This window comes from Chengkuizengella marina, from assembly GCF_009910845.1.
GTDB classification, from domain to species: Bacteria; Bacillota; Bacilli; order Paenibacillales; family KCTC-33759; genus Chengkuizengella; species Chengkuizengella marina.
Genome location: NZ_SIJB01000032.1, coordinates 167,028 through 174,399, shown reverse-complemented (window position 1 = coordinate 174,399; position 7,372 = coordinate 167,028). Strand labels below are relative to the sequence as shown.

Here is a 7,372-nt window from a genome sequence, read left to right as displayed (position 1 = left end):
GCGAGTTTTTATTAAACATGAACAGAATCATCAACGCACTCTGTTCAAAAATTATATTTATATTATATCACAGATTCCTTCTCAGGTATCAAAATTTCAAAAACTTCACCATGCTGAAATATAGTAATATCCTCTTCTTTTACTTTCATAACAACCACTTCTGGTTTATCTCTCATACGATCTATGTATTGCTCTGGAACTTCGCCAGAATCACTCACAGTAATACCTTCAATCGTTTTTTCTTCATCTTCAGTTAGTGGAGTTTTTAATATTTCTTCAAATATATCTGAAAATTCTTCAAAACTTTTTGTGTACACAGTTATACATTTCATGGTTTCACTACCTTTACAGTTTTTTACTTATCATTCCTTAGATTTTCTTTTTCATTCTTTTTTTTCCTTCTCTGCATAAATCAAGTAAAGGACACACATCACATGATGGGTTTTGTGCTTTGCAATGATACCTTCCGAAAAAAATAAGTCTATGATGTGTTTGGGTCCATTCTTCTTCGGGAATTTTCTTCATTAGTTTTTTTTCAACTTCAAGAACGGAATCTTTCCAATTGGCTAGTGCTAATCTCTTTGAAACTCGCTCCACATGAGTATCAACTGCAATTGCAGGAACTCCAAATGCATTGGATACAACAACATTTGCTGTTTTCCTTCCAACTCCAGGAAGCTCTACTAATTCACTATGGGACTTAGGCACTTCACCATTATATTTTTCAATGATCATTTCACATAACTTACGTATATTTTTCGCTTTATTTCGATATAAACCAATGCTTCTAATATCGGATTCTAGTTCTGATAGAGGAACGTTCAAATAATCCTGAGGTGTTTTATACTTTTTAAAAAGATGAACAGTCACTTTATTCACCATCTCATCTGTACATTGGGCAGAAAGTAATACCGCAATCGTTAACTCAAATGGGTTCTCGTGATTCAACTCACAATGAGCGTTTGGAAACATATCCCCCATTGTATCTAACACACGCCTGATTTCTTTTTTGTTCATGACTCCTCCAAATTAGCCTACATACTTTTTCTTTGACTTCGCATTAATTCAGGTAGTATTCCTTTAATGCCTCTACGATAGATTCAGCTACACGATATTGAAACTCATCTGTTAACATTAAATTCTCATCATGTTCACTTGATAGATAACCGATCTCTAACAATACAGCAGGCATGTTCGTGTTCTTTAATACTCTATATTCAACTTCTCTTATACTTCTATCTGGTAATCCTGCAGATTCAACAACGTAATTATGAATCGTTTGAGCTAAATCCAAACCTCGATTAGTCCAATAATAAGTTTCTGTACCACTAATATTCAATCTTTCATGAATATTCCCATGAATGGATAAAAAAGCATCTGCTCCTAATTCATTTGCAAATTCAGCACGATCATCCAACTCAATTTTGACATCATCTGTTCGTGTCATATAGGGTTGAAACCAAGGCTCTGCATCAAGCAAGTCATATAGTTTCTCTGCAAATTCGAGTGTAAAATATTTCTCTTCCCTTGAAGAGACACTACCTGTTGCACCTGGATCATCTCCTCCGTGACCAGGGTCTATTACTATAATGAAAGGATCATCAACAATAATGTCATCGTTATCGTTTGATTGATCTTTACTTGGTTCAGCAGTGTTATTCGTCACACCTAATAATACCTTTACTTGATTATCTTCCGGAATTCCTATCATACTATACTCTATATTTTCATGTAAATCAATGACGATTCTAGGATATTGATCTTCAAACATAGCATAACGAATAGATTTTATATCAGAATGAGTCACTTCCATCATTCCACTAGCCATACCAGTTTCTTGATCTATAAATGATGAGTTAAAAGAACTTTTCTCAAAATCTATGACAATACGTTCAGGATTTGGCAAGTAAAAACTTGAATATTCTAGAGTCGTATTCCCGTGAAAAACAATTTCATCTTCCAAGACTTCAATCTGATAAATAGTAGGTTCCCCATTGTTGGTAGGAATTACAATATTATCAGTTACAGGTGCCGAAGGTTGTGGTTCAGGATATGGATTTAAATTTGATTGTGAATTTGTAACTGTAATTATATCTTTTATTGGTTCTAGTTGAGGATTGGGTTTTTTTGAGCTGGAAACTTGTATACCATTTACATTTTTGTAAATATAAATAGATTGGGTTAAAGCGTCCCAAATGTACTTCATACCAAAGTTTTCACTAATTACATGTATAGGTAGATAAACATCCCCATATATGATCACTGGTTTATTTTTAATATCAAGTGCTGAGCCATTTAAATACATTTTACTACGATCCATATATATATCTAAATTGATTAATTTATTTTGTATATTTACTTGATTATTGTCAGATTTCCATTCAACTTCAGCGTCCAATTCTTTTATAAAAAATTCAAAAGGGATATAAAGATTGCCGTTTATTTTTAGTGGAGATACGTTTAATTTTAGTCTCTCACCATTTACAAATAAAGAAATTGAAGATTCTCCTGCAATAGACACAGCCGGAAATACATTTAAAAATAGTAATAGAGTAAGTAGAATGGATATACGTTTCATAAGTCACCTCTGTAAAATAGTTTTTATGTAAAATAGATTTATAATTAATGAAAGAATTGAAATACAGATAAAAAAAACCAGATGAAACACTGGCAAAATCCTAAAAAGAAAAACCTTATGTATATATGAAAATTTGAGACTCTCCATATATTCAATCACTTCATTTCAAAATCTCTCATTCATAAAATCTAGTAAATGTGATTTACCACTATATTCTAGCAAATATAATGAAAGAATGACAATATCAGATTTTATTTGATATTCCTTTATTTACTAGACGTATATGGATGGAAAAAGTTGCGGAAAATAAGCCGAAAAGACTACCGAATCTAAAATATACTATTTCATATAAAAATTAGTTTTTAAATTTACGTGAACCAAATAGCATTAAGATCTATTTAATAAATAAATCCAAAAAAAGGAGTGCATCGGGTGGAGTTAAAAAAATGGTTAAACTTGCTCAAAAAGGGAAGAAAGATGCGTTTGTACAATGAATCAAAGACAATGAAAAATCGATGTACAGAGCAGCTAGATCCTTTTGTAAAAGTGAAATGTTGTGCGGATGTTTTGCAAGAAACCATTCTAAAAGTTTCAATTCAATAAGTAGATGAAGTAAATATTGAGATCGTTGAGGATAGAGTTTAGAATATTGAAAAAACAAGAATAGAAAAGCTTCGATTTTAACCATTAGTCCTTTTAATTTTGTAAAAGGAGAAGCAGAAGTGAAATTAAAAAGAACCTCCAAATCCACTACTATGTGACTGGAGGTTCGATTATTAAGCTCTTTGCTCGTAAGCAGCAATTTTGTCTTCATGTTGCAGCGTGAGTCCGATATCATCCAAGCCTTGCAATAAATACTGACGTCGATGTTCATCTAAATCAAATTCAATTTTTAATCCAAAATCATCTGTAATCACTTTATTTTTTAGGTCAACGTGAAGTTTATAACCATCGTTTGAGGCAGTGCGTTGGAATAAACCTTCTACTTGTTCTTCAGAAAGTTTAATAGGTAATATTCCATTTTTAAAACAGTTGTTATAAAAAATATCAGCAAATGATGGAGCAATAACCACTTTAAATCCATAATCCAAGATTGCCCAGGGCGCATGTTCACGTGAGGAACCGCAGCCAAAGTTTACTCGAGAAATTAATACTGATGATCCGTTATAACGAGGTTTATTCATTTCAAAATCAGGATTTTTGTCAACCCCATTTTCTAAAAATCTCCACTCATAAAATAAAAACTGTCCAAATCCAGTACGTTCTATTCGTTTTAAAAATTGTTTAGGGATAATTGCATCCGTATCCACATTCACACGATCTACAGGTGCTACAATTCCGGAATGTTGTTTAAAAGCTTCCATTGTAATCATTCTCCTCTCAAATCTATCAAATTGAAAACTATCCATACTATATTTAAATCATGTATATATTACTGAAACTGCCAGTCTCTCACATCTACAAAATGACCTTTAATTGCTGCAGCAGCTGCCATTGCTGGAGATACAAGGTGTGTTCTTCCTCCTCGTCCTTGACGCCCTTCAAAGTTACGATTAGAAGTAGATGCGCAACGTTCTCCTGGATTTAAGAAATCAGGGTTCATAGCCAAACACATACTACATCCAGCTTCTCTCCATTCAAATCCTGCTTCCTCAAATATTTTGTCTAAACCCTCTTCTTCTGCTTGAATTTTTACTCTACCAGACCCTGGGACAATCATAGCATTAACGTTAGAAGCTACTTTATAACCTTTGATAACCTTGGCAGCACTTCTTAAATCTTCGATTCTACCATTTGTACATGAACCGATGAATACACGATCAATTTGAAGTTCATTCATTTTCGTTCCAGGTGTAAGTCCCATATATTCAATTGCTTTTTCAGCCGCTTTTCGTTGATTTTCAGTTTCAAAATCTACTGGATTTGGAACTGCAGCTGTTACATCTGTTCCCATGCCAGGACTTGTTCCCCAAGTGACCTGGGGTACTAATGATTCAGCATTAAACTCTACTACGTGATCATAAACAGCACCTTCATCTGTTGCTAAGCTTTTCCAATCTTCTACAGCAAGATCAAAAGCCTCACCTTGAGGAACATGCTCCCTCCCTTTTAAATATTCAAAAGTCGTATCATCTGGGGTAATCAAACCTGCTCTAGCTCCAGCTTCAATTGACATGTTACATACGGTCATTCTTTCTTCCATGGAAAGATCACGAATGGCTTCACCCGTATATTCAACAACATAACCCGTAGCAAAATCTGTTCCATATTTAGCGATGACACCTAAAATAAGATCTTTAGCTGTGATACCAGGTTTTAATTTACCGTTAATACGAACTTCTAAAGTTTTAGGTCTTGCTTGTTGTAAACACTGTGTTGCAAGTACATGCTCAACTTCACTCGTGCCGATTCCAAATGCAAGTGCACCAAACGCACCGTGCGTTGATGTATGACTATCTCCACAAACAATGGTTTTCCCAGGGTGTGTTAACCCAAGTTCTGGACCCATGACATGAACTACACCTTGATCTAAACTATTCAAGTCATATAATGTAACTCCGAATTCCTCACAGTTTTTAGTTAACGTATCTATTTGTTGCTTAGAAATTGGATCTGTAATGTTAAAGCGATCTTTAGTAGGAACATTATGATCCATAGTCGCAAAAGTTAAATCAGGTCTACGAACCTTACGCCCTGCTAAACGCAACCCCTCAAAGGCTTGAGGTGAAGTTACCTCATGAACTAAATGAAGATCAATATATATGATACTCGGTTTTCCCTCTTCTTGATGAATGACGTGGCGATCCCAAATTTTCTCAATAATTGTTTTTTTAGTAGACATTGATATCTCACCCTCTTATTAAAATCTTTATCATAGTTTAACATTTCTTTATTTATTGTTCCAAGATATAATGGTTATAACTGTTATAGGTAAAACTAATAACCCAAAAAGTGAGGTTAGCCGTTGAAGCTTATTCCTGTTACTTTTCGGGGACCCCAGGAACCAAATATACGCACACGTGTAAAGTTAAGTTCATTAATCCTATATAAAATGAAATATCTATTGAAGGGTAGGGAAAAATAATGGAACTAAGACAGTTGCAATATTCAATTCAAATTGCATTAGAAAAAAACTTTTCTAGAGCTGCAGAAAAGTTACATGTTGCACAACCATCTCTAAGTCAACAAATTGCAAAATTAGAAAAAGAGCTGAATGTAAAATTATTTGATAGAAATACAAATGCTGTTGAGTTAACACATGCAGGTACTGTTTTTGTAGAAAAAGCACATAAGGTCATGGATTTAATCGAACAAATGAAAAATGAAATGGAAGACATCTCACAAACAAGAAAAGGTAAACTAATCATAGGTAGTTTACCGATTACAGGCTCGCATATATTACCACAAGTCCTTCCTGTTTTTCAACAGAACTATCCAGGCATTGAAATTGTGTTAATTGAAGAAAGCTCTACCAACCTAGAGATTTTAACAGCACAAGGACAAACAGACATCAGCTTATTATCTTTGCCTATGCAAGAATCATCTCTAACTTATTATCCTGTGATGGAAGAAGAGATTATCCTAACCGTTCCACCCAAACATCATTTAAATACTAAACTTCATCATCAAAAAAATGAGATCGATATTATAGATTTAAAGGATGAACCTTTTGTCATTTTAAAAAAAGGACAAGGATTTAGGCACATTACGATTGATTTATGTGAACAAGCAGGGTTTACACCAAATATTGCTTTTGAAAGCAGCAACATTGAAACGGTTCAATCTTTAGTCGCTGCAGGAATGGGCATTGCCTTTGTGCCCTATATGGTTACGCAAACGAAATGGAGCCATTTTACCCCAATTCATTTAAAATTAAAACATAATCCAAAACGAACACTTGTCATTGCCCATCAAAAAGGTAGATATTTGTCCAAAGCAGCTGAAGCCTTTATAGACACTATGATGAAAGTCATGAATTAATAAAGGGATGGTCTACGATCTTCAAATACTGGGATCGTATCTCTTACAGTCTGTACTAATTTGAGATCTATCTTTGTTTGTAAAATTGTTTCCTTATCCTCAGCTTCGGTGATCACTTCCCCCCAAGGATTAATGATCATCGAATGCCCTGGGAAATTTTCTCTTTCACTGCTCCCAATGCGATTACACGCTACAACATACATCTGATTTTCAATCGCCCTAGCCATAAGTAATGTTCTCCAATGTTGTAATCTGACATCTGGCCATTGTGCTGGAACAAATAAAACCTTCACACCTTCTAGAGCTAACTTACGTACAAGTTCAGGAAAACGAATATCATAACAAATGACCATTCCAGCTTTAACACCAAACAATTCAAATACCCCTATTCCATTTCCCCCTACATAATAACGATCTTCATACATCAGTTGAAACAAATGAATTTTAGAATAATCTGCAATAAACTCTCCATCTGGATTACACACGTAACTAATATTATGAACTTCTCCATTTATTTTTTCAGATATTGATCCAGCCACGATATGTACATTATGTATCTTGCTCATTTCTAATATGAACTGTTTTGTTTTTTCTCCATAAGCATCTGCCAGACTTGAAACACTTTTTGTAAAACTTGTATTCCACATTTCTGGAAGTAAAATCACATCTGGTTTATGGGGAGCTGAGACTGCTTTTCCTATCATCTCTTTTGCTTTATCCATGTTTTCTTCTACTAATCCTTGTTTTACATCGAATTGTATACATGAAATATTCCAATTTAACTTCATAGTGATCTCCTCTAACCGTTATAAT

Annotated in this window: 8 protein-coding genes; 2 read left to right on the top strand and 6 right to left on the bottom strand. The window is 34.0% G+C overall.

Features of this window, described 5'->3' with window-relative positions; genetic code table 11:
- Nucleotides 1-62 precede the first annotated feature (62 nt).
- The 3 genes from ERL59_RS16680 to ERL59_RS16670 are packed head-to-tail and all read right to left on the bottom strand — an operon-like array spanning nt 63 to nt 2,578.
- The gene (locus tag ERL59_RS16680) at nt 63-332 is read right to left on the bottom strand and encodes an NAD/NADP transhydrogenase alpha subunit (RefSeq protein WP_160647367.1); all 270 of its coding nucleotides are present in this window, start codon (nt 330-332) and stop codon (nt 63-65) included.
- 37 nt (nt 333-369) lie between these two features.
- Nucleotides 370-1,017 carry an endonuclease III gene (nth, locus tag ERL59_RS16675; protein ID WP_160647366.1) on the bottom strand — a complete coding sequence of 216 codons (648 nt, stop codon included), beginning with the start codon at nt 1,015-1,017 and terminating at the stop codon, nt 370-372.
- 43 nt (nt 1,018-1,060) lie between these two features.
- Complete coding sequence (locus tag ERL59_RS16670) at nt 1,061-2,578, bottom strand: N-acetylmuramoyl-L-alanine amidase family protein (RefSeq protein WP_160647365.1); 1,518 nt, start codon at nt 2,576-2,578, stop codon at nt 1,061-1,063.
- A 432-nt stretch (nt 2,579-3,010) separates the two neighbouring features.
- Here ERL59_RS16670 and ERL59_RS16665 point away from each other — a divergent pair, with 432 nt between their 5' ends.
- The gene (locus ERL59_RS16665) at nt 3,011-3,181 is read left to right on the top strand and encodes a hypothetical protein (protein ID WP_160647364.1); all 171 of its coding nucleotides are present in this window, start codon (nt 3,011-3,013) and stop codon (nt 3,179-3,181) included.
- Nucleotides 3,182-3,354: 173 nt separating this feature from the next.
- On the opposite strand, the gene leuD is transcribed toward ERL59_RS16665, so the two are convergent.
- Together leuD and leuC are read right to left on the bottom strand one after the other, a co-directional pair.
- The gene (gene leuD / locus ERL59_RS16660; RefSeq protein WP_160647363.1) at nt 3,355-3,942 is read right to left on the bottom strand and encodes a 3-isopropylmalate dehydratase small subunit; all 588 of its coding nucleotides are present in this window, start codon (nt 3,940-3,942) and stop codon (nt 3,355-3,357) included.
- 68 nt (nt 3,943-4,010) lie between these two features.
- On the bottom strand, nt 4,011-5,420 hold the full coding sequence (leuC, locus tag ERL59_RS16655; RefSeq protein WP_160647362.1) for a 3-isopropylmalate dehydratase large subunit: 1,410 nt from the start codon (nt 5,418-5,420) through the stop codon (nt 4,011-4,013).
- 242 nt (nt 5,421-5,662) lie between these two features.
- Between leuC and ERL59_RS16650 the strand changes: the two genes are divergently transcribed.
- Nucleotides 5,663-6,559 (top strand): LysR family transcriptional regulator, encoded by an 897-nt coding sequence (locus tag ERL59_RS16650; RefSeq protein ID WP_160647361.1) that lies wholly within the window; start codon nt 5,663-5,665, stop codon nt 6,557-6,559.
- On the opposite strand, the gene ERL59_RS16645 is transcribed toward ERL59_RS16650, so the two are convergent.
- The gene (locus tag ERL59_RS16645; protein WP_160647360.1) at nt 6,556-7,347 is read right to left on the bottom strand and encodes a carbon-nitrogen family hydrolase; all 792 of its coding nucleotides are present in this window, start codon (nt 7,345-7,347) and stop codon (nt 6,556-6,558) included. The genes ERL59_RS16650 and ERL59_RS16645 overlap by 4 nt on opposite strands.
- Nucleotides 7,348-7,372 lie beyond the last annotated feature (25 nt).